We start from the raw sequence: 19,192 nt of genomic DNA on the forward strand, positions 1-19,192 counted from the left end.
AATCACTTTTTTTCTTTTCTATATACACACACTTGATTTTTTCCATTTTTTTTCGCTTCATATAATGCGATATCCGCTCGTTGCATTAATTCTTCTCTTGTAATCCCTTGTTCATATAACGCGACTCCAAAACTCGCTGTTAATTTCGAAATTCCGGAGAAATGCTTTGTTTCAATGAAAAATCGTAATGATTCCGCAACCTGAAATGCTTCTTTTTCTACTGTATTCGTTACTAATATAATAAATTCTTCTCCTCCCCACCTTGCAAATACATGTTGCTGCTCCACTTTAGATTTCATAAGCTCTGCAAGCTGAATTAGTGCTAAGTCACCAAAATCATGGCCATATGTGTCATTTACTGTTTTAAAATTATCTATGTCAAATAAAATAAGTGCTATTTTTTCATCGTTACGCATTGCATTATCCCATTCTGCCTCTAGTATTTGTTGGAACTTCAAACGATTATAAATCTCTGTTAACGAATCTATCATAGCAAGCCTTTCTTGTTCTTGATAGATTTCATCTAATTCTGTAATCTCTGTACACTTCACAATAAATCTTGATAAATCTTCTGGCAGTGGTGTCGCACGCAATAAAAAAGTTGACACTTCCCCTTCATAATTAGACATCTTAATTCTTCTATCATATGATAATGTATCATCTAACCATGTTATATCATGAGTTGTTGAATAGTATCCGTTTTCTCTAATAAAATGTTCAGCAAATACTAAATGTTGCTCACGATAGGCAAATAAATTTTCATATCCGAAAAACTCTAAAAAATTTGTATTACAATCAACAATCTCATCGTCTTCTACTATAAATAATAGATCATTTTGAAAATCAAACATCGTTTGAAGTAGTTCTTGTTGCAAACTTACTTGCCGCACTAAAGAAAGCTGATACAAACTCTTATTCACTTCCTCTAACACCATTTGTGGAGTCACAGGAGCTATCACAATATTACGTATTCCTAACGTAAGCACCTCTGTAAACTCACTGGTTATCTGTTGATCCCAAATGACAATAAAAGTACTCTGTGGATTATACATATTCTTTATATATTTTATTTGAGAAAAATCTGTTACATACATAATTACAATATGTGGTTTTGTTCTCTGAAACAATAATTCTCCTTCTTCAAAACTATTTGCTATAAACATACATTTTGGATGAATATTTTCTATCGTTTGTTGATGTGTGCATCCATTTTCTATATAAAGGACATTTAACTGAAGATCTTGTAATACATTTTGGAAAACCGTATTCTCTAATAAAAAATGTAGTATGTTCATCACTAGTCTTCACTCACTTCATATATCTTGTTCTACTGCATTCCTCACAAACATTTTATAAAAAGACTGTTCTCTAAATACTTTAATGAGTGAGGGATACATATTAACAAGCTAATTGAGAATGCTCTCTTCGCTTTTTCTCTATAAATTCCTTTTTTAGTGTATGATGATAGGAATTGTATCGTTTGTATGAATGCCCTAGCTTCCTCTTTAAAACTTGACAATTAAAATAAAGATATTATATTCTTAAATTCGACAACTTACAAAATGTAAGTAGAATATATTACATGTATTTTTTTATAATTTGATATGTTACTTGGAGGATATATAATGACAAACGACAACTTTTTTAATGTTCTATACGAACGCACATCTACACGTGCATTCAACCCAGAGAAAGAAATTTCATCTACAGAGTTACACGAGATTTTAAAGGGAGCTGCTCAAGCACCTTCTGCTTGGAACTTGCAGCACTGGAAATTCCTTGTATTCCAAGGTGAAGATGTACAGAAACGATTGCATCCAATTGCTTATAACCAGCAACAAATACTTGATGCTTCTGCTGTAGTCGCTATTTTAGGTGATTTAGAAGCTTATAAAAACGTTGAACCCGTTTATGGTCCAATTGTAGAACAAGGATTTATGAAAGAAGAAGCAAAAGAGCGCTTAGCTAAAAATATTGAGTCTGCATATGCTCGTGAGCAATTCCCAAGAGATGCAGCCTTTTCAAATGCATCTTTAGCAGCAATGCAACTTATGCTTGCGGCTAAAGCAACTGGCTGGGATACTTGTGCTATTGGTGGTTTCAACCCACAAGCACTTACAGAAGAATTCAATGTTTCATCTCGTTACGTACCAATTATGCTTATTACAATTGGTGAATCAACTTTAAAAGGTCATCCTGCACCACGAATGAGCGTAGAACAAGTGAGTGAATGGGCAAAATAATAAAGTGAACCTTTAATCAATGTGAGGGGCTTACTGCCTGTTAATACGGGATAAAAAAGAAACGAAGGTAATTTCATTACCTTCGTTTCTTTTTCTTCTGTCACACACCCGTAATATTACAATGTATTATTCGACATCTATACATAAAAAAATAGTAAATTTCATGCTATTCCCATACACATAAATGGCGTTTCGTGTCGAATTTTGTTAAAGCATCGAAATATAACCGTGTGTTTTTGTTACAATTATGATACAATGATAACAAATAGATAACAAGAGAGGGATTTTCATTGAGTTCATACGGAAGCTTTATCGCACTTTTAAGTTACATAGTAACTGTACTACTGTTATATTTTATTGGCGATGCTACAAACATATCAGTGTTACAATTCCCAAAAGAAGAAACGTTCCAATTAGACGCAGAAAAACATACTGCAAGATCCATTGCACCACTACTCTTAGCTCTCCCTGTATATATCATCGTTTTATATAAAAGTAAAAAAGTGTAAAGCCTACCTATTTCATTCATTTCGGTGGTCTTTACACTTTTTTGTGATATTCCCCCTATTTTAAACATCATTCCGTACTAAACACCCAGCTATTCTTTTAAAATGAGAAAATCCCCCAGAAAAAATTCCACTCTCTGTCCAGTCACTCACTACCGAACTTACATAGATTATAAGTGTGAAGGGGGTGATGAGGATTATGTTTGGATCATTTGGATGCTGTGATAACTTTAGAGACTGTCATCATCATGAAAGAGAGCACAACCATCGTGAGAAAGAGAGAGAAGAAATTAGACCACAACGACCTGCTGTATGTAACGTACTTGCAAATCTTTCTATAGGCACTGAAATTTCACTTCTTAAACTAAAAGGAAATGGAACATTCCGCAATTTAGTTTTTGAGGGGTTCTGTAACGGTATTGCTCTATTCTCTGCATTAAGAAGAGATAACGACAAAGACAACAACAAAGATGATAAGAATGGAAACAATCGTAATGACGATAGATTTGAAGGGATTCTACGTGTTTGCCCAGAAGATGTTATCGCGATTGCTCTTTAAGAGAAGTTTAATCAATAAAATCACCTAAGGTATGTGTAATAAAAAAACCTGAGACCGATTTCAAATCGGCTCAGGTTTTTTACTATTATATACTTTTAACTAATTCAACAACTTCTTCAGCAGTTGACATCATTAATGCTTTTTCTGCTAATGTTTCCATTTCTGCTTTTGACAACTTGCTTAGTTGTGTTCTTGCAGGAAGAATAGATGTTGCACTCATACTGAACTCATCTAAACCTAATCCTAATAATAATGGGATAGCAAGTGAATCTCCCGCCATCTCACCACACATACCAGCCCATTTGCCTTCTTTATGAGCCGCATCAATAACCATTTTTACAAGACGTAAAATAGATGGGTTATATGGTTGGTATAAGTAAGCTACTTGTTCGTTCATACGGTCTGCAGCCATTGTGTATTGGATTAAGTCATTTGTTCCGATAGAGAAGAAATCAACTTCTTTTGCGAATTGATCTGCTAATACTGCTGAAGCTGGGATTTCAACCATCATACCCACTTCAATAGAATCAGAAACAGTTGTACCCGCTTCTACAAGTTTCGCTTTCTCTTCTAATAAGATTGCTTTCGCTTGACGGAACTCATCAAGAGTTGCAATCATTGGGAACATAATTTTTAAGTTACCGTATACGCTAGCACGAAGTAATGCACGAAGTTGTGTACGGAACACATCTTGCTCATCAAGGCATAAGCGAATTGCACGGTATCCTAAGAATGGGTTCATTTCTTTTGGTAAATGTAAGTATGGAAGCTCTTTATCTCCACCGATGTCAAGTGTACGAACAACAACAGGTTGACCTTCTTTTACACCTTCAAGAACTGCTTTATACGCTTCGAACTGCTCTTCTTCTGTTGGAAGATTGTCACGGCCCATGTATAAGAATTCTGTACGGTATAAACCAACGCCTTCTCCGCCATTATCGATAATACCTTGTACATCATTTGGTGTTCCGATATTTGCAACAAGCTCAACGTGATGTCCATCACTTGTTACAGTAGCTTGGTCTTTTAATTTTGCCCATTCAGTTTTTTGCTCTTCAAATTTCGCTTTCTTTTCTTCAAAAGAACGAAGAGTTTCTTCTGATGGATTTACAATTACTTCTCCATCTAAACCGTCGATGATTACGATATCGCCGTTTTGGATTTTCTCCATAACAACTTTCGTACCAACAACTGCAGGAATTTCCATAGAACGAGCCATAATTGCAGAGTGAGATGTACGTCCACCGATATCAGTTGTAAAACCTTTTGCATACTTACGGTTTAACTGAGCTGTATCAGATGGTGTTAAATCTTCAGCAATGATGATTACTTCTTCAGAAATTGTACCAGGGTTTGAGAAGTTAATTCCTAGTAAATGTGCAAGAACGCGTTTTGTTACGTCACGAATGTCCGCAGCACGTTCTTTCATATATTCGTTATCCATGTTTTCAAACATAGAAATAAACATGGATGCAACTTCATCCATTGCAAATTCAGCATTTACTTTTTCACTATTTACTTTATCTTTTACTGGGTTTACTAGTTCTGGATCATTTAACACTAATAAATGTGCTTCAAAGATCGCAGCTTTATCAGCCCCCAGCTCAGCAAAAGCATGGTCCTTAATTGCTTCTAATTCAGTTTTTGCTTTCTCAAGCGCAGCGTCTAAGCGTGCAATTTCAGCAGCTTCGTTTGTAATTGATTTCTTTTCGATGTTAAATTCAGGATTCTCAAGTCTGAAAGCCTTTGCAATAGCAATCCCACTTGATGCAGCGATCCCTTGAATGTTAAGAGTCATTATTCTCCTAATCCTTCGTTTTTCATAGTTTCTTCGATAGCTGCTAGTGCTTGAGCTGCATCATCACCATTTGCAGTGATTTTAATTTCTGCGTTTTGTTGAATGCCTAAAGACATAACGCCCATGATTGATTTTAAGTTAACGTTTTTTCCGTTATACTCTAAGTTAATGTCAGAACCAAATTTGCTTGCAGTGTTTACAAGTAGAGTTGCTGGACGAGCATGAATTCCTGAGTCGCTAGTTACTTTAAAGATTTTTTCCATGATAATTTATCTCCTTTAAATTACAGTATTTTTTTAGTTGTATAGACGTGAGTACTACATCATCTATTGTATATAATAGGCGATGTTCGGTCAACCACATCGCCTATTATAATTATAAACATTTTGCGTCAAATTCCTACTGAATGTCAATAATAGCGTTTTCGCCCTTCTTAACATTTCCATCTTTTTTCAATTCGACTTGTTGTCCTTGTTGTAAATTCGTAAAGACAATTGGTGTAATGATAGATGGTGCATTTTCTTTTACAAATGCAAGATCTACTTTTAATAATGGTTGTCCTTGTTTCACTTTGTCGCCTTGTGCTACAAGTGCTTCAAAACCTTCACCATTTAATTTTACAGTATCAATACCGAAGTGGATTAAAATTTCTTTTCCACCTTCAGATTGAATACCAATTGCATGCTTTGTAGGGAATACGTTGACGATCTCACCGTTAACTGGAGAAACTACTGTTCCTTCTGTTGGCTCGATTGCAAATCCGTCTCCCATCATTTTTCCTGAGAATACTTGATCAGGTACTTCTGTAATCGATAAGATTTTCCCTTCAATTGGTGATACGATTGTTTCGTTTTCATCAACTTGTTTAGGAGTTTCTTCTACCTTTACAGGCTCTTCTTTTTCAACATGAGGTGTACGACCTGACATAATATCATGAATTTGTGATTTTAATGTGTCAGATTTCGGTCCAAAAATAGCTTGAATGTTATTTCCAACTTCAAGTACACCAGCTGCTCCAAGCTCTTTTAAGCGATCTTTGTTTACATTCTTTTGTTCGTTAACTTGAACACGTAAACGAGTAATACAAGCGTCTAAAGAAGCAATGTTTTCTTTACCACCAAGTGCTACTAATACTTCACGTGGAAGTTCTCCTGCTTCTGTTTTACCTGCGCCGTCATTCGCATTTGCTACTTCACGACCAGGTGTTTTTAAATCCCATTTACGGATTGCAAAGCGGAATCCGAAGTAGTAAATAACTGCTAGTACAAGACCAACAATAATTACCCACCACCATGCTGTACGGCCTGGTAGTACACCGAATAACATAAAGTCGATTAAACCACCAGAGAATGTCATACCAATTTTAACACCTAAAATTTGCATTGTCATAAATGATAGACCAGCGAATACTGCGTGAATTCCGAACAGTACTGGTGCTACGAATAAGAATGAAAATTCAAGTGGTTCTGTAATACCTGTTAAGAAAGATGTTAATGCAGCAGAGCCTAAAATACCAGCTGCTAATTTTTTATTTTCAGGACGTGCTTCATGGTACATTGCTAATGCTGCTGCTGGAAGACCGAACATCATGAACGGATACTTACCAGTTGTAAATGTACCTGCTGTTAATTCTACACCGTCTTTTAACTGTGCCATAAAGATTTTTTGGTCACCACGGATTAATTCGCCAGCTGCATTTGTATACTGACCGAATTCGAACCAGAACGGTGAATAGAAAATGTGATGTAATCCAAATGGAATTAATGAACGTTCAATTAAACCGAATATGAATGCTGCTAATGTTCTATTTGCATCAATCATTTGATGTGAGAACGTATTTAAGCCACCTTGAATGTATGGCCAAATGAAACACATGATTATACCTACTACTAAAGAGAATGTTGCAGTCGCAATCGGTACGAAACGCTTACCTGCGAAGAAACCTAAATATGATGGTAATTCAATGTTGAAGTATTTATTGTAGCAATATGCCGCTACTATACCGACGATAATACCACCAAACACTCCCGTTTGTAGCGTTGGAATTCCTAATACGTTTGCATATGCTGGATCTGCAAATCCAATTTTTACTGGATCTGCTCCAGAACTTGTTACTTTCACTAGCTTATCTACTTCTAAGAACACACTCATCGTTTTGTTCATAATTAAGTAGCCGACGAATGCTGCTAATCCAGCTACTCCGTCTCCACCAGCTAAACCAATTGCTACCCCAACTGCGAATAATAATGCAAGGTTAGCGAAAATAATATCACCAGATTGTTCCATAATTTTTGCTACCATTACGAACCAATCTGCTTTTAAAGCAGGAATAACATCTGTTAACTGTGGATTTTGAAATGCATTACCAAATCCAAGTAAAATACCTGCTGCCGGTAAAATCGCTACTGGAAGCATTAACGCTTTTCCGACTTTTTGAAGAACACCAAAGATCTTCTTAAACATGGAAACCCTTCCTCTCTTATCTATATTGATACCTTCCGACAAACGCCAAAAAGACATGAGGAAAAAAAGATAGAACGATAGCTATACAAAGGGTAGTATAACCCTTTCTCTAGCTTACATTCCTTACTTTTCTCCACTCATGCCTGATCGGATCAGTAACACGTGTCAAAAATAGGTTTACGTATAAGTTCACTATAATTAAGGCAAACGTTTTCGTTACTTACCTTAATGTGTTTGTCGAAATTTGTATAACTTTGCAATAGTTATTATACATAACTATTGTAAGCGATTCAATGATTTTTTTTAACGTTTTCATTTTAGACAAAAATATATGTCTTTTTACACATGCTCTGCTTTTACTAAGCGCTGCAGGTGCATCGTTAAATATATGCTCTCTGCTTCATACACAGGAAGTTGCAATTCTTTTTGCATGACCTTAACTAGCTTCCAAGCTAAATTATAACAGACAGGATATTCTGCCTTTAATAAATCAGCAAAACTTTGTGATTCCTCTACTTTTTCCCCTTTTTTTACCCGTTCAATTGCATATTGTAAATGACGGATAAGGCGTAAATAGTGAATACTTTCTTGGTCTAATGTAATTAGTAAGTTTGTCTCAATTAAAGATACAAGTTGTGCAATGAGACGGGAATTTTGATTAACTGAAGATAAATCTGAATTTGTAAGCGAACTGTAAATATGGAGTGCAATAAAACCAATTTCTCCTTCTGGCAATGTAATTTGTAAACGAGAATTTAAAAGGTCTACAACACCTTCAGCAATTTCATATTCCTCTGGATAGAGCATTTTCGTTTCAACTAAAAAAGGATTATCAATTGTAAGTCCTTGTTTTAACCGCTTAATCGCAAAAGAAATATGATCTGTTAAAGCGATATGAATATGTTCATTCAATGGTGATTTTGCTTTTTCTTGAATGTAGAACATAATATCATTCATTAATTCAATTAGTTTTTCACTCACATGCGGCACTAACAGTTTGTATTGTTCACGATCACGTTCATTTTTTAAAACAAACATTTTTTCAATTTGTTCTTGCTCCAATACATCTTTCGCTTTTTTCCCAAATCCAATTCCTTTACCGATCACTACTACTTCCTCATGTTCAGGATGGCTAGCAATGATGACATTATTATTTAAAACTTTTTTAATTTCTAGATAATTATTCATATAACACCACCCTCGTACTTAAATAGCCTGCTTTTATGTTACAGAACATTCTTCTTTGTCGTCAATGTAAAACATCTACCATTTCATAAAAATTCGTTTTTTAGACATGTTTATATATGATGCGTATAATGTAAGAGCAACTGTACATAGAAAGGAGATAACAACATGATTAAAATGTTTGTAAGTGATATCGATGGTACAATGATGCAACACGGAGGGTTAATTGACGAACAGGATATTGTAGCACTTCGTAGTCTTGCTGAGCAAAATGTTATTCTTTGTTTCGCTTCTGGCCGATTGGATAATGAAATTGCAGACTTAATGAAAGCTGTAAATACAAATTTCCATCGTATTAGTGTAAATGGTGTTTTCGTGTACACACATGAAAACAAGCAACTATTATCCGCAACATTCGATTCGAGTATTCTACCTGATCTGTTAGCAATGACAAATGAAGATCCTTATTTTCGTTATGTAAGTGATGAGCATAATTATTACATTGAAGAGAAAACACCGTTCATTCATGAGCTTGAACAACAAGTAACGATGACTTCTGTTGAAGAACCGCATCTATTACAGAAAATTGATGATACAATTTTCCCAAATAAAATCTCTGTCGGTGGAACAAAGGAAAGCTTACAACTCCTTCAGAAAAAAATTGATGAAAAATTCCACGGAAAAGTTAGTACATTCATTTCAGCAGAACAATGTTTAGATGTAATGCCACCTAATATTAGTAAAGGGGCTGCTATTTCTGTTTTATTAAAAGAGTTTCAACTACAACCAGAGGAAATTGCTTGCATAGGGGATTCTTATAATGATATCCCGATGTTTTCTTTAACTCCTCACAGTTTTGCTATGTCTCAAGCAGATGAAGCAGTAAAAGAACACGCTCACTATGTAGTAAATACAGTTAAAGATGCTGTTAACCACGTAATTACTCATAATAAAAATACGACTCACTCCTTGTAAGGATGAGTCGTATTTTTTCTTTACATGTTAAACAATTTGACATTAACTGTACTTCACAAACTGAAATATATTATTTGTTACGTGCGATGTTTGTAATAAACTTATAACGATCCCCACGATAAATACATTTCACATACTCTAACGGTACTTCACCTTCTGAATATGACCATTGACGCATTACAAGCACTGGCGCCTTTTTAGGAATATGCAGATGTTCAGCTTCATTATCCGTTGCAATTGAAGCTTCAATTGATTGAGTAGCGCTAACAAGTTTAAAGCCCAGTTTTTTCTCTAAATGTTCATATAAAGATTGTTGCAATATTTCTTCGTTAATATCTTTTACAAGAGCTGGCGACAAATATGTCGTCTCAAAAGCAATCGGTTCATCATCAGCTAAGCGTATACGCCTCACTTCATAAACCGACTCTCCCTCCTGTATTCTCAACCGGTCTGCTATTTTCGCAGTAGCTGGAACTAGGCGGAAACTAAGTAATTGACTACTTGGGTTCATCCCACGAGAAATCATATCTTCTGTGAATCCCGTCATTCCTTGCAATTTTTGTTCCACTTTCGGAAGTTGGACAAACGTACCAATTCCACGTTTCCGATATAAATAACCTTGTTCCACTAAATTATTAATCGCCTGTCTGATTGTCATACGACTCACTTCGAACTTATCGCAAAGTTCATTCTCAGATGGGATTTTATCTCCCGGCTTCCATTCGCCGTCCTCAATTAGCTGTTTCACCCACTCTTGAATCTGATAATAGATCGGAAATGGTGAATACTTGTCGATGTTCATCAGCAATCGCCTCACTGCATAAAGATAGAGCTTCTTGATCAGCGATTACGGTTACATTCGGATGACGTTGTAAAACTGTAGCAGGACACGCTTCGCTATATTCACCTTGCAATAATTCTTTCACAGCTTCTGCCTTTTTAGAACCGATAGCAACAAGTAGAATTTGTTTCGCTTTCATAATGCTTCCAATTCCCATTGTAATCGCATGCGTTGGCACATCTTCTTCTTTTTCGAAGAAGCGAAGGTTTGCTTGGCGTGTAGATTCTGTTAATTCAACAATGTTTGTTGGAGAATTAAACAGTGTTCCTGGTTCGTTAAATCCGATGTGACCGTTTTCACCGATTCCAAGAATCTGTAGGTCAACTGGGTTAGCAGCTAGAATGCCCTCGTAACGTTTGCACTCTACCTCTAAATCACTTGCCATCCCGTTTGGTACATAAGTTTGTTTAAATGGAAGATGATCAAACAACTGTTCTTGCATGAAATAGTGATAGCTGTTTTTATCTTCATGTGGTAAATTTACGTACTCATCTAAGTTTACAGTGGTTACACGGCTTGTATCAAGTTTATTTTTTCGCATTTCTGCATAAATACCTAATGGAGAGCTTCCTGTAGCCATTCCTAATGTTGGATTTTCTTTTGTTTTTACAACTTCTTCAATTAATTTATAACCTGCTTCTGCTAGTTCTTTTGGAGTTTTTACAACAAGAATATTCATTTAATTACTTCCCTTCCTTCATATGAATTCCTAAACGAACCGTATCATATACATGTAAATCTTCATTCATCACAACAAAGTCTGCATCTTTTCCTACCGCTAATGCACCTTTATGATTTAATCCAAACTCTTCTGCTTGGTTAATTGATGTCATCAGTACTGCATCTTCGATTGAACAACCTGTAAATTCAATTACATTTCGGAAAGCTTGATCCATTTTTAGAATACTACCAGCTAACGTTCCATCTTCTAATCGAGCACTACCATCTTTTACATGTACTGGCTGTCCGCCAAGCTCATATAATCCATCTTCAAGACCTTTTGCACGCATTGCGTCAGTAATAACACTTACTTTTTTCGGTCCTTTTAATTTATATGCTAATTTCACCATATCAGGGTGAATATGAATACCATCTGTAATTACTTCAACCATTACATCTGGATTTAATAACACATGACCAACAACTCCTGGTTCTCGGTGATGTAATCCACGCATTTGATTGTATAAATGCGTTGCATGTGTAATGTTTCTATTTTTTAGTTGCGCATCAATTGCATCTGTATGCCCCATTGTGCCAACAACACCAGTTTCAGCAAGATACTGCTCAAACTCTAACGCACCTTCTTCTTCAGGTGCATATGTTACTAATTTAATTAGATTCCCGCTTGCTTCCTGCCATTGTTTAAATTGTTCAATATTCGCAGGAACAATATGTTCAAGTGGTTGTGCACCTGCACGTTTTTTAGAAACATACGGTCCTTCTAAGTGAATATATTCGAAATGTGCTCCTTTTTCTTTCGCTTCCTTCGCCGCATGTAGTGCCGCTTCGATTGCTTCTGGAGCTTGTGTCATTGTTGTTGGAAAGTAAGTTGTAACTCCTTCTTTTAACATTTCTTTACCTAGAGTTACTAATCCATCGCTATTTGCATCCATCGCATCAATATCGTACCCACCATGAATATGAACATCAATCATACCTGGAATCACAATCTTCCCTGCCGCATCTAAAACCGCTTCATTTTCTTGTGATACATATTGAGCCATCAAACCAATTTCTTTAATTGTTTCTGCGTAACGAATAAATCCGTTTTCCACTACTTCTTGACCTGTATAAATTTTGGCATTGATGACAACTTGCGTTTTCATTTTCATCGATCCTTTCCCATGAAATACCTACTTGTTATTATTACCTTATTCGCCTAATTCCATCTTAATATATGCACGAGTAGTTGTCTAGACATTCGAATAAAATTTCCTCTTTGTTTAACAAAAAGGAAACTTAGTACGTCTCTTGCAATTATAATATATGTTATTCAGTTTTCCAAAAAGGGAGAATATCCCCTATCATATTTCTCACTTAAGTAATGGCATTAATCCACTAGAGCCTATTGTAATATGCTCGCCGTCTGTTTCCATTTCTACTGTACGTTTGTTTGTTCCATATATCATTATACCATGCTGTTTTAAGCGTCTTACTACACTTTGATGCGGATGTCCATACGGATTTCTGCTTCCATATGAAAGAATTGCAAACTGTGGTTCTACTTTCTTTATAAACATTTCACTTGTTGAAGTATAGGAGCCATGATGTCCCACCTTTAACACATCTGCATGTACATCAAATTGCTTTAATATTTCAGTTTCCGTCCGCACATCAGCATCACCCATTAGTAAAAAATCCGCTTTTCCGTATCGTACCTTTAACACAATTGAAGATTCATTATTTTCGTCTTTTGATTTCCCATTGTTTAATACTTGTATGGAAACATGCGGATCTAGCGGTATGTATTGTCCCTCTTTTACTGAAACGAAAGGAATTCCTCTTTTTTTAATATGATTCCGGTATGTGTGATACGTAAAAGAACTATATGTTTTTCCACTATCTAATATAAGTGCTACCGGCATTTGCTCTACAATCGGAATGAGTCCTCCAATGTGATCCATATCAGGATGCGTACTGACGATAGCATCTAAATGGTTAATCCCTTTTTCGATTAGTTTTTGAATGATAACCTCACCTGCTTCATAAGGTCCCCCATCAATTAACATCGTTTGTCCATTTGGCAATGTAATAAGTGTCGCATCACCTTGCCCAACTTTAAAAAAACTCACTTTCATTTTACCAAAATGTTGCCGCTGCATATGTAAAGGAGACGCGGTATGAATAGACATCATATATCTTTTGGCCGATGCACTATTTAAAGAAAAGCATAACAAAACAGAAACTAACAATAAAATACTTCGCATACTTCTCATAACTCGTCTCCTTTTTTCAATTAGTATGGCACGGTATATAATTGATATACAAAAAAAGCTTAGCAAAATGCTAAGCTTTTATTTCGATATCTCCTGTAAAGAACCAAAGAATAAATCTGCTTCATTCATTTGTTCATTCTCTTCAGAAAGTGCCGGTAAATCATCTAATGTTTTCAATCCAAATGTATCCAAAAATTCTTTCGTTGTTCCATATAAAATAGGACGCCCTGGACCTTCTGCTCTTCCCATTTCTTTTATAAGTAAGTGTGAAACTAACGTTTGTAACGCCTTATCGGTTTTCACCCCTCTAATCTCTTCCATTTCAGTCCTTGTAATAGGTTGACGATATGCCACAATCGCTAACGTTTCTAAAGCAGCCTGAGAAAGTGAAGCAGCTGTTGGGATATCTATTAATTTTTGATAGTACGAAGCATGTTCTTTCTTTGTAGCAAAACGATATACTTTTGCATACTGTACAATTTGCAAACCGCGGTGTGCACCTTCACATTCTTTTTGCATTTCTTCTAAAATATCGATTACTTCATTTCCTTCAATTTCAAGCACTTTCGCTATTTGTTCTGGATAAATCCCTTCATCACCAGAAACAAATAAAAGCCCTTCAATGATTGATTTCTGTTCTTTTCTATCCATTTTACGAGCTCCTTCCTCCAATTTTCTCCATAAAAATACACATCAAAAAACCGAATCACAATTAATGCGTTCGGTTCAATATTTTTTCTCTTGTTCCAAACGATACATTCAAACCTAGCATGAGATATATTATTTCCATCCCATTTTCCATACTAAATCTATGCAGATTTAGTAGAGCTTGATACGAAAATTTCATCAAAATTATGTTCTTGTTCAATTATGATTTGTTGATTTTTCATAAGCTCAAGAACCGCTAAAAATGTTACAACCATTATTTCCCTTTCATCATCAACAAACAAATCATAAAAACTTTGACGACCACCTTGTATTTCTAACTGTTTTAAAATATCAATCATGCGCTTTTCAATTGGTATTTCTTGACGAGTAATACGTGTTGTTACAGGTTTCTTTGCTTTTTTACGGCGCATTAATTTTTGAAATGCCGCTAGCATATCATATAACGTAACATCAAGAGGCAAGTTTGTCTCCTCTTCTTGTTGTAACGATGTAAAATCAATTGGCGGACGTGTATATAGCTGTGCTCTTTCTTGTTCTCTTTCTTTTAGCTCAGTAGCAACTTGCTTATATTTCTTATATTCAATTAACCTCTCCATCAATTCTTGACGAGGATCATCTATAAAGTCATCACCGTTATCAAGTACATCTTCTTCATGTTTCGGCAACAACATTTTACTTTTAATTTGTAATAAAGTCGCAGCCATTACTAAATACTCACTTGCAACATCTAATTGTAGTTCTTTCATCGTATGAACATAAGATAAATATTGCTCTGTAATTTCCGCTACAGGAATATTATATATGTCAATTTCATAACGATGTATTAAATGTAACAATAAATCTAAAGGCCCTTCAAAAGCCTCTACTTTAAAATTATACTGCACAAAGCATCCCACCACATTTTTTCTATAACAACATAAGTATAGAGCATACTCATGTTCTATCCAACCTTTTTAAGAAATTTAATTAAAAATAGACCTATGCCTATATCATCATGCCCACCGCTTCATATGATAACAGTGTAGTAAGAACAATGTAGGAGGTCAAAAAACTATGGGTCACGTTGATTGCGGTTTTAGCGGTGGGTTCGCATTACTTGTTGTATTGTTTATTTTACTAATTATTGTAGGGGCAGCTTGCTTCTGCTAATATGAACAATAACGACTAGGGACAATTCCCTAGTCGTTTATTGTTTATATTTCTATGATACACTTGTATTTATAACCGTTAAACAGGGGTGAAGAAAATGTATCCTACCGAATACATCCAATTTTTAATTCATTTTCACGGAGATTATGATTATTTTGAGTGCCACGAAATACTGGAAGAATATTGGAAAACAAAACCGAGAGAAAATCGTGATAATTATTTAGTCGGTCTTATTCAAATTGCAGTTTCTTTATACCATCAAAGACGCTCTAACTGGAATGGCGCAGAGAAAATGATGAAAAGCGCCATAAAGATTTTAGAAATAAACAGTGCACCTTTACTACGTTTGGGAATAAATCAGACACAACTTCTATGCTTACTCCAGGATAGATTGCAATCTATACAGAAAGAAGAGAGTTTTACACCGTTATTTTTACCATTATCGGATACAGCATTAGAAAAGCACTGCATGGAATTATGTCAGAAACAAAACCTTCCTTGGAAAGACGTGAATGCTACTTCTAATGAATATATAATACATAAGCACACATTACGTGATCGAACAGAGGTCATCGCTGAACGAAACGAACAATTACAAAAAAGAAAGCAGAGATAATAAACTACTTATCTCTGCTTTCACGAATGTATATTTTGTTCTAGCCCTTTACACTTTTTGCAAAAACTTGCTGTTTGCTCATTTCCGCAAATTGTAAACTCAAGAAATTTACTCTTTAACTCTTGAACCATCTTCGTCCCAATACCCATATGACGGTGAGACGGGTTCACACTCAAATGCTGAATTTCCAACACTTGATTCTCTTTTTTTACAATCCCCATTATCCCAACAAAATCTTCGTTTTGTTTCCACAAATACAATTGCCAATCATCCTTTGCTTCATAATCTTTCATAGTCAATTGTAATGTTTTTACATCTTTTTCAGTTGGCATAAATGAAAGAAGCCCCATTGCAATCTTTTCATAACTTTTTTTAAAACGAATTAACATAACCCTTATCCCTTCTTACAAAAGTTACAAACTATTAATCCCCTCAACCACTCTTTTCATATCACATTCATTTTACAATATTTTCAACAGAGTGAGAAGGGCCTAAAACAACTTGATAATCATACAAAGCCAAAAGAAGAAAGTCAAATATATGTTTCAGTACTATTTTTTCTAAGTAGATTAAAGAAGAAACGCTGTTATATGAAAGCAAAAAGAAACATCCACCGCTCATTACCACTTCAATATTCATCACCTGAGAGCAAATGAATTCTAGCAAAATTAATGTAATAAAAATATTTCTTGAAACATGTAATTTAATGTATTCTATGTAATTTGTTAAAATTTTGTTCTTATAGGCGCCATATTTTCTCTTCAATACAGTCAGTACTACTTGTATCATGTACTGCAAACGAAATACCCATTCCTATTAAAAAAACAAAAAAGAGAGCCATAGCTCTCTTTTCCCATTAACTTATTCTTCCCAAACTTTAACTTCTTTCATTACATCGCCTTGACGCATGTTTAATACTGTTTCAATACCGCTTGTTGCTTTACCGAATACAGTATGTACACCATCTAAATGCGGTTGTGGCTCATGAACAACAAAGAATTGGCTACCGCCTGTATTACGGCCAGCATGAGCCATAGAAAGTGAACCTACAAGATGTCTATGAGGATTTCCATCAGTTTCACATGGGATAGAGTAACCTGGGCCACCTGCACCTGTTCCTGTTGGATCTCCACCTTGGCTTACGAAGCCAGGAATAACGCGGTGGAATGTCACACCATCATAAAATCCTTGCTCTGCTAGTTTTTTAAAGTTTTCTACTGTTTTTGGTGCCTCTTCTGGGAAAAATTCTAAATCGATTTTTTCACCATTTTCCATTAATATGTATCCTAAAGTTTTCATACGTATATGTCTCCTTTCAACTATCTCAGCACTATATTACCACATTCATGACTAGAAACAAAAAGAATCCGACAATCTAGATACTTCTTTTTCGAAATGTGGAAAAAGCTAGGTGACAAATAAGAAATATATACTATAATAACTGTGTTGCCCGAAAATTTTAGAAAGAGAAAGGGAGCGATTTTTCGTGAAAACGAAATTACTAGCTCTGCTATTGGCTGTAACGGTATTTATGATGCCAACAGCTTCGTTTGCAGACATCATCGAAGGAGAATCAATTGTTACACTAGGAGAAAACTTGTCTGAACAACAAAAACAAGATCTGTTAAAAGAAATGAAAGCACCAAAGGATGCTACAATCATTACTGTGTCTAATGCGGAAGAACATAAATTTCTAGAAGGGATTGTTCCAAAAGCGCAAATTGGTACGAGAGCAATTTCCTCTTCTATGATTACATACACAAAACCAGGGTCTGGTCTCATTGTACGTTCAAAAAACATTAATTCGATAACAGATGCAATGTACACAAACGCACTTATTACAGCAGGTGTGAAAGATGCAGAAATTCAAATTACTGCACCATTTAAAGTTTCAGGAACTGCTGCTTTAACCGGTTTAATGAAAGCCTATGAAACAACATCGAACAAAGCAATTCCTGAGGAAGTAAAAAAAGTAGCCAATGAAGAAATGGTGCAAACAGCCCAGCTCGGCGATAAAATTGGTGAAGAAAAAGCAGTTCAACTTGTTGCAAAAATTAAAGAAGAAATTGCCAAAGAACAGCCAAAAACGACTGAAGATTTACGTTCATTAATTCAAAAAATTGCGGATCAACTTGGCATTACATTAACGGATGAACAGTTAGATAACTTAGTTGCGCTATTTGATAAAATGAAAAATCTTAATATCGATTGGAATCAAGTTGGCAGTCAGTTAAATAAAGCAAAAGAACACGTTTCTGCCTTTTTAGGATCTGAAGAAGGGCAAGGTTTCCTAGATAAAGTTAAAGATTTCTTCTCAAGTATCATTGATTTTGTTAAATCGTTATTCAAGTAAAAAGAAGCTCGTCAGTGACGAGCTTCTTTTTTTATACAAGTAATGGCAATTTCATAACAGCTTCTTCGACCGAACGAACAATATGATTTGCCTTCTCCTTCACATATGGATGAGCATGATGTAGAGTAAATGAATGCGGAGTTACTTCAAACATAGAAATATCATTGAAAGAATCTCCAATGCATGCAACTTCATTTGCTTCAATTTGTAAATGTTCCATTAGTCGCCTTAAAGCACTCCCTTTACTTACTCCCCTTGGCATAATGTCAACATAGCGTTTACCCGACATAAAAACTTCCGCTTCGCTCTGAAATGTATCTCGTAACTCTTGATCTAATGCTGCAATTGTCTCTTCTTCCCCAAAAACAAACAATTTCGCAGGATGTACAGTCTTACCAAATTCCTCTTCTAATGCTTCTATTTCAGCAATATGCACGCCCATATACGTTTCAAAAGTATGATGATGTTCATTCTTTCTTTTTGTATACCGTTGCTCATTTGCACAAACAATATCTGCTAGTCCCTTTTTATGGATATATCGATATATTTCCTGGGCAATCCCATCTTCAAAACTTGATTCATGAAATATTTTTCCATCCGGCAGTAACATCGTTGCTCCATTTAAACTAGTTGTGTAATACGGGAATGCAAACCTATTTACGACTTCATCAATTCGATGAGTAAAGCGGCCAGAGGCAAAACAAATATTTGTCCCTTTTTCAGCTAACCAACAAAGTGCACGTTCATCTTCTTTTTGCATATGATTCACATTGTAAACGAGCGTATCATCTAAATCACTTACAAATAATTTAATCATGTCCTCTTCCCCTTCCATACACAATATCTACTCTAAGTGTACACAAAAAATGTTTGATTTTTGTTAAAAAACAATAAATTTT

At 35.3% G+C, this 19,192-nt stretch carries 22 protein-coding genes; 7 read left to right on the forward strand and 15 right to left on the reverse strand.

Annotated features, from left to right (window positions below; genetic code table 11):
* Nucleotides 1–2: 2 nt before the first annotated feature.
* The gene (locus AC3WTA_RS07855; RefSeq protein WP_001023200.1) at nucleotides 3–1,295 is read right to left on the reverse strand and encodes a GGDEF domain-containing protein; all 1,293 of its coding nucleotides are present in this window, start codon (nucleotides 1,293–1,295) and stop codon (nucleotides 3–5) included.
* Between the two features lie 330 nt (nucleotides 1,296–1,625).
* Between AC3WTA_RS07855 and AC3WTA_RS07860 the strand changes: the two genes are divergently transcribed.
* The 3 genes from AC3WTA_RS07860 to AC3WTA_RS07870 all read left to right on the forward strand — a co-directional run bounded on the left by AC3WTA_RS07860 (nucleotide 1,626) and on the right by AC3WTA_RS07870 (nucleotide 3,308).
* On the forward strand, nucleotides 1,626–2,243 hold the full coding sequence (locus AC3WTA_RS07860) for a nitroreductase family protein (RefSeq protein WP_000180385.1): 618 nt from the start codon (nucleotides 1,626–1,628) through the stop codon (nucleotides 2,241–2,243).
* A 290-nt stretch (nucleotides 2,244–2,533) separates the two neighbouring features.
* On the forward strand, nucleotides 2,534–2,752 hold the full coding sequence (locus AC3WTA_RS07865; RefSeq protein WP_000100492.1) for a hypothetical protein: 219 nt from the start codon (nucleotides 2,534–2,536) through the stop codon (nucleotides 2,750–2,752).
* A 196-nt stretch (nucleotides 2,753–2,948) separates the two neighbouring features.
* Complete coding sequence (locus AC3WTA_RS07870; RefSeq protein WP_000468021.1) at nucleotides 2,949–3,308, forward strand: DUF3915 family protein; 360 nt, start codon at nucleotides 2,949–2,951, stop codon at nucleotides 3,306–3,308.
* Nucleotides 3,309–3,393: 85 nt separating this feature from the next.
* Here AC3WTA_RS07870 and ptsP read toward each other — a convergent pair whose 3' ends face one another.
* The 4 genes from ptsP to glcT form a co-directional block, all read right to left on the reverse strand.
* Nucleotides 3,394–5,106 carry a phosphoenolpyruvate--protein phosphotransferase gene (gene ptsP, locus AC3WTA_RS07875; protein WP_000174214.1) on the reverse strand — a complete coding sequence of 571 codons (1,713 nt, stop codon included), beginning with the start codon at nucleotides 5,104–5,106 and terminating at the stop codon, nucleotides 3,394–3,396.
* The gene (gene ptsH, locus AC3WTA_RS07880; protein WP_000411080.1) at nucleotides 5,106–5,369 is read right to left on the reverse strand and encodes a phosphocarrier protein HPr; all 264 of its coding nucleotides are present in this window, start codon (nucleotides 5,367–5,369) and stop codon (nucleotides 5,106–5,108) included. The genes ptsP and ptsH overlap by 1 nt, the downstream gene beginning before the upstream one ends.
* A 136-nt stretch (nucleotides 5,370–5,505) precedes the next feature.
* The gene (gene ptsG / locus AC3WTA_RS07885) at nucleotides 5,506–7,569 is read right to left on the reverse strand and encodes a PTS glucose transporter subunit IIABC (protein ID WP_000473170.1); all 2,064 of its coding nucleotides are present in this window, start codon (nucleotides 7,567–7,569) and stop codon (nucleotides 5,506–5,508) included.
* A gap of 339 nt (nucleotides 7,570–7,908) precedes the next feature.
* Nucleotides 7,909–8,757: a glucose PTS transporter transcription antiterminator GlcT gene (gene glcT / locus AC3WTA_RS07890; RefSeq protein ID WP_001067320.1), complete on the reverse strand. Its 849-nt coding sequence runs from the start codon at nucleotides 8,755–8,757 to the stop codon at nucleotides 7,909–7,911.
* 165 nt (nucleotides 8,758–8,922) lie between these two features.
* Between glcT and AC3WTA_RS07895 the strand changes: the two genes are divergently transcribed.
* On the forward strand, nucleotides 8,923–9,729 hold the full coding sequence (locus tag AC3WTA_RS07895; RefSeq protein ID WP_000594232.1) for a Cof-type HAD-IIB family hydrolase: 807 nt from the start codon (nucleotides 8,923–8,925) through the stop codon (nucleotides 9,727–9,729).
* A gap of 70 nt (nucleotides 9,730–9,799) precedes the next feature.
* Here the strand turns inward: AC3WTA_RS07895 and phnF are convergent, their stop codons facing one another.
* The 6 genes from phnF to AC3WTA_RS07925 form a co-directional block, all read right to left on the reverse strand.
* Nucleotides 9,800–10,531 carry a phosphonate metabolism transcriptional regulator PhnF gene (phnF, locus tag AC3WTA_RS07900; protein ID WP_002194085.1) on the reverse strand — a complete coding sequence of 244 codons (732 nt, stop codon included), beginning with the start codon at nucleotides 10,529–10,531 and terminating at the stop codon, nucleotides 9,800–9,802.
* The gene (nagB, locus tag AC3WTA_RS07905) at nucleotides 10,461–11,249 is read right to left on the reverse strand and encodes a glucosamine-6-phosphate deaminase (protein WP_001024217.1); all 789 of its coding nucleotides are present in this window, start codon (nucleotides 11,247–11,249) and stop codon (nucleotides 10,461–10,463) included. The genes phnF and nagB overlap by 71 nt, the downstream gene beginning before the upstream one ends.
* Nucleotides 11,250–11,253: 4 nt before the next feature.
* Nucleotides 11,254–12,396, reverse strand: a complete 1,143-nt coding sequence (nagA, locus tag AC3WTA_RS07910) for an N-acetylglucosamine-6-phosphate deacetylase (protein WP_002096336.1) — start codon at nucleotides 12,394–12,396, stop codon at nucleotides 11,254–11,256.
* 207 nt (nucleotides 12,397–12,603) lie between these two features.
* Entirely contained in the window at nucleotides 12,604–13,506 is a 903-nt protein-coding gene (locus AC3WTA_RS07915) for a ComEC/Rec2 family competence protein (RefSeq protein ID WP_001257291.1), read from the reverse strand.
* 78 nt (nucleotides 13,507–13,584) lie between these two features.
* Nucleotides 13,585–14,157, reverse strand: coding sequence for a segregation/condensation protein ScpB (scpB, locus tag AC3WTA_RS07920; RefSeq protein WP_000375162.1), 573 nt, complete (start codon nucleotides 14,155–14,157; stop codon nucleotides 13,585–13,587).
* 158 nt (nucleotides 14,158–14,315) lie between these two features.
* Nucleotides 14,316–15,059, reverse strand: a complete 744-nt coding sequence (locus AC3WTA_RS07925) for a segregation/condensation protein A (protein WP_001199757.1) — start codon at nucleotides 15,057–15,059, stop codon at nucleotides 14,316–14,318.
* Nucleotides 15,060–15,228: 169 nt separating this feature from the next.
* On the opposite strand from AC3WTA_RS07925, the gene AC3WTA_RS07930 reads away from it, so the two are divergent.
* Nucleotides 15,229–15,324, forward strand: coding sequence for a YjcZ family sporulation protein (locus AC3WTA_RS07930; protein ID WP_000510194.1), 96 nt, complete (start codon nucleotides 15,229–15,231; stop codon nucleotides 15,322–15,324).
* 97 nt (nucleotides 15,325–15,421) lie between these two features.
* On the forward strand, nucleotides 15,422–15,940 hold the full coding sequence (locus AC3WTA_RS07935) for a DUF309 domain-containing protein (protein WP_000283580.1): 519 nt from the start codon (nucleotides 15,422–15,424) through the stop codon (nucleotides 15,938–15,940).
* 20 nt (nucleotides 15,941–15,960) lie between these two features.
* On the opposite strand, the gene ribT is transcribed toward AC3WTA_RS07935, so the two are convergent.
* The 3 genes from ribT to AC3WTA_RS07950 all read right to left on the reverse strand — a co-directional run bounded on the left by ribT (nucleotide 15,961) and on the right by AC3WTA_RS07950 (nucleotide 17,239).
* On the reverse strand, nucleotides 15,961–16,329 hold the full coding sequence (gene ribT, locus AC3WTA_RS07940; protein WP_000908397.1) for a GNAT family N-acetyltransferase RibT: 369 nt from the start codon (nucleotides 16,327–16,329) through the stop codon (nucleotides 15,961–15,963).
* A 67-nt stretch (nucleotides 16,330–16,396) separates the two neighbouring features.
* Nucleotides 16,397–16,579, reverse strand: coding sequence for a hypothetical protein (locus tag AC3WTA_RS07945; RefSeq protein ID WP_033657732.1), 183 nt, complete (start codon nucleotides 16,577–16,579; stop codon nucleotides 16,397–16,399).
* A 222-nt stretch (nucleotides 16,580–16,801) separates the two neighbouring features.
* Nucleotides 16,802–17,239 (reverse strand): peptidylprolyl isomerase, encoded by a 438-nt coding sequence (locus tag AC3WTA_RS07950; RefSeq protein WP_000853785.1) that lies wholly within the window; start codon nucleotides 17,237–17,239, stop codon nucleotides 16,802–16,804.
* A 187-nt stretch (nucleotides 17,240–17,426) separates the two neighbouring features.
* Between AC3WTA_RS07950 and AC3WTA_RS07955 the strand changes: the two genes are divergently transcribed.
* Nucleotides 17,427–18,293 (forward strand): DUF1002 domain-containing protein, encoded by an 867-nt coding sequence (locus AC3WTA_RS07955; RefSeq protein ID WP_000850512.1) that lies wholly within the window; start codon nucleotides 17,427–17,429, stop codon nucleotides 18,291–18,293.
* 31 nt (nucleotides 18,294–18,324) lie between these two features.
* Here the strand turns inward: AC3WTA_RS07955 and AC3WTA_RS07960 are convergent, their stop codons facing one another.
* Complete coding sequence (locus AC3WTA_RS07960; RefSeq protein WP_002096335.1) at nucleotides 18,325–19,128, reverse strand: Cof-type HAD-IIB family hydrolase; 804 nt, start codon at nucleotides 19,126–19,128, stop codon at nucleotides 18,325–18,327.
* Between the last annotated feature and the right edge of the window lie 64 nt (nucleotides 19,129–19,192).

The sequence above is a fragment of the Bacillus sp. EB106-07-01-XG149 genome (genome assembly GCF_058791555.1).

Excerpts from the sequence above, each read along its gene's own strand:
- ptsP (WP_000174214.1), bottom strand. The coding sequence starts at position 5,106 with ATGACTCTTAACATTCAAGGGATCGCTGCATCAAGTGGGATTGCTATT.
- AC3WTA_RS07945 (WP_033657732.1), bottom strand. The coding sequence starts at position 16,579 with ATGAATATTGAAGTGGTAATGAGCGGTGGATGTTTCTTTTTGCTTTCA.
- AC3WTA_RS07915 (WP_001257291.1), bottom strand. The coding sequence starts at position 13,506 with ATGAGAAGTATGCGAAGTATTTTATTGTTAGTTTCTGTTTTGTTATGC.
- nagB (WP_001024217.1), bottom strand. The coding sequence starts at position 11,249 with ATGAATATTCTTGTTGTAAAAACTCCAAAAGAACTAGCAGAAGCAGGT.
- AC3WTA_RS07860 (WP_000180385.1), top strand. The coding sequence starts at position 1,626 with ATGACAAACGACAACTTTTTTAATGTTCTATACGAACGCACATCTACA.
- ribT (WP_000908397.1), bottom strand. The coding sequence starts at position 16,329 with ATGTTAATTCGTTTTAAAAAAAGTTATGAAAAGATTGCAATGGGGCTT.
- glcT (WP_001067320.1), bottom strand. The coding sequence starts at position 8,757 with ATGAATAATTATCTAGAAATTAAAAAAGTTTTAAATAATAATGTCATC.
- AC3WTA_RS07930 (WP_000510194.1), top strand. The coding sequence starts at position 15,229 with ATGGGTCACGTTGATTGCGGTTTTAGCGGTGGGTTCGCATTACTTGTT.
- nagA (WP_002096336.1), bottom strand. The coding sequence starts at position 12,396 with ATGAAAACGCAAGTTGTCATCAATGCCAAAATTTATACAGGTCAAGAA.
- ptsG (WP_000473170.1), bottom strand. The coding sequence starts at position 7,569 with ATGTTTAAGAAGATCTTTGGTGTTCTTCAAAAAGTCGGAAAAGCGTTA.
- AC3WTA_RS07950 (WP_000853785.1), bottom strand. The coding sequence starts at position 17,239 with ATGAAAACTTTAGGATACATATTAATGGAAAATGGTGAAAAAATCGAT.
- ptsH (WP_000411080.1), bottom strand. The coding sequence starts at position 5,369 with ATGGAAAAAATCTTTAAAGTAACTAGCGACTCAGGAATTCATGCTCGT.
- AC3WTA_RS07960 (WP_002096335.1), bottom strand. The coding sequence starts at position 19,128 with ATGGAAGGGGAAGAGGACATGATTAAATTATTTGTAAGTGATTTAGAT.
- phnF (WP_002194085.1), bottom strand. The coding sequence starts at position 10,531 with ATGAACATCGACAAGTATTCACCATTTCCGATCTATTATCAGATTCAA.
- AC3WTA_RS07855 (WP_001023200.1), bottom strand. The coding sequence starts at position 1,295 with ATGAACATACTACATTTTTTATTAGAGAATACGGTTTTCCAAAATGTA.
- scpB (WP_000375162.1), bottom strand. The coding sequence starts at position 14,157 with ATGGATAGAAAAGAACAGAAATCAATCATTGAAGGGCTTTTATTTGTT.
- AC3WTA_RS07870 (WP_000468021.1), top strand. The coding sequence starts at position 2,949 with ATGTTTGGATCATTTGGATGCTGTGATAACTTTAGAGACTGTCATCAT.
- AC3WTA_RS07935 (WP_000283580.1), top strand. The coding sequence starts at position 15,422 with ATGTATCCTACCGAATACATCCAATTTTTAATTCATTTTCACGGAGAT.
- AC3WTA_RS07895 (WP_000594232.1), top strand. The coding sequence starts at position 8,923 with ATGATTAAAATGTTTGTAAGTGATATCGATGGTACAATGATGCAACAC.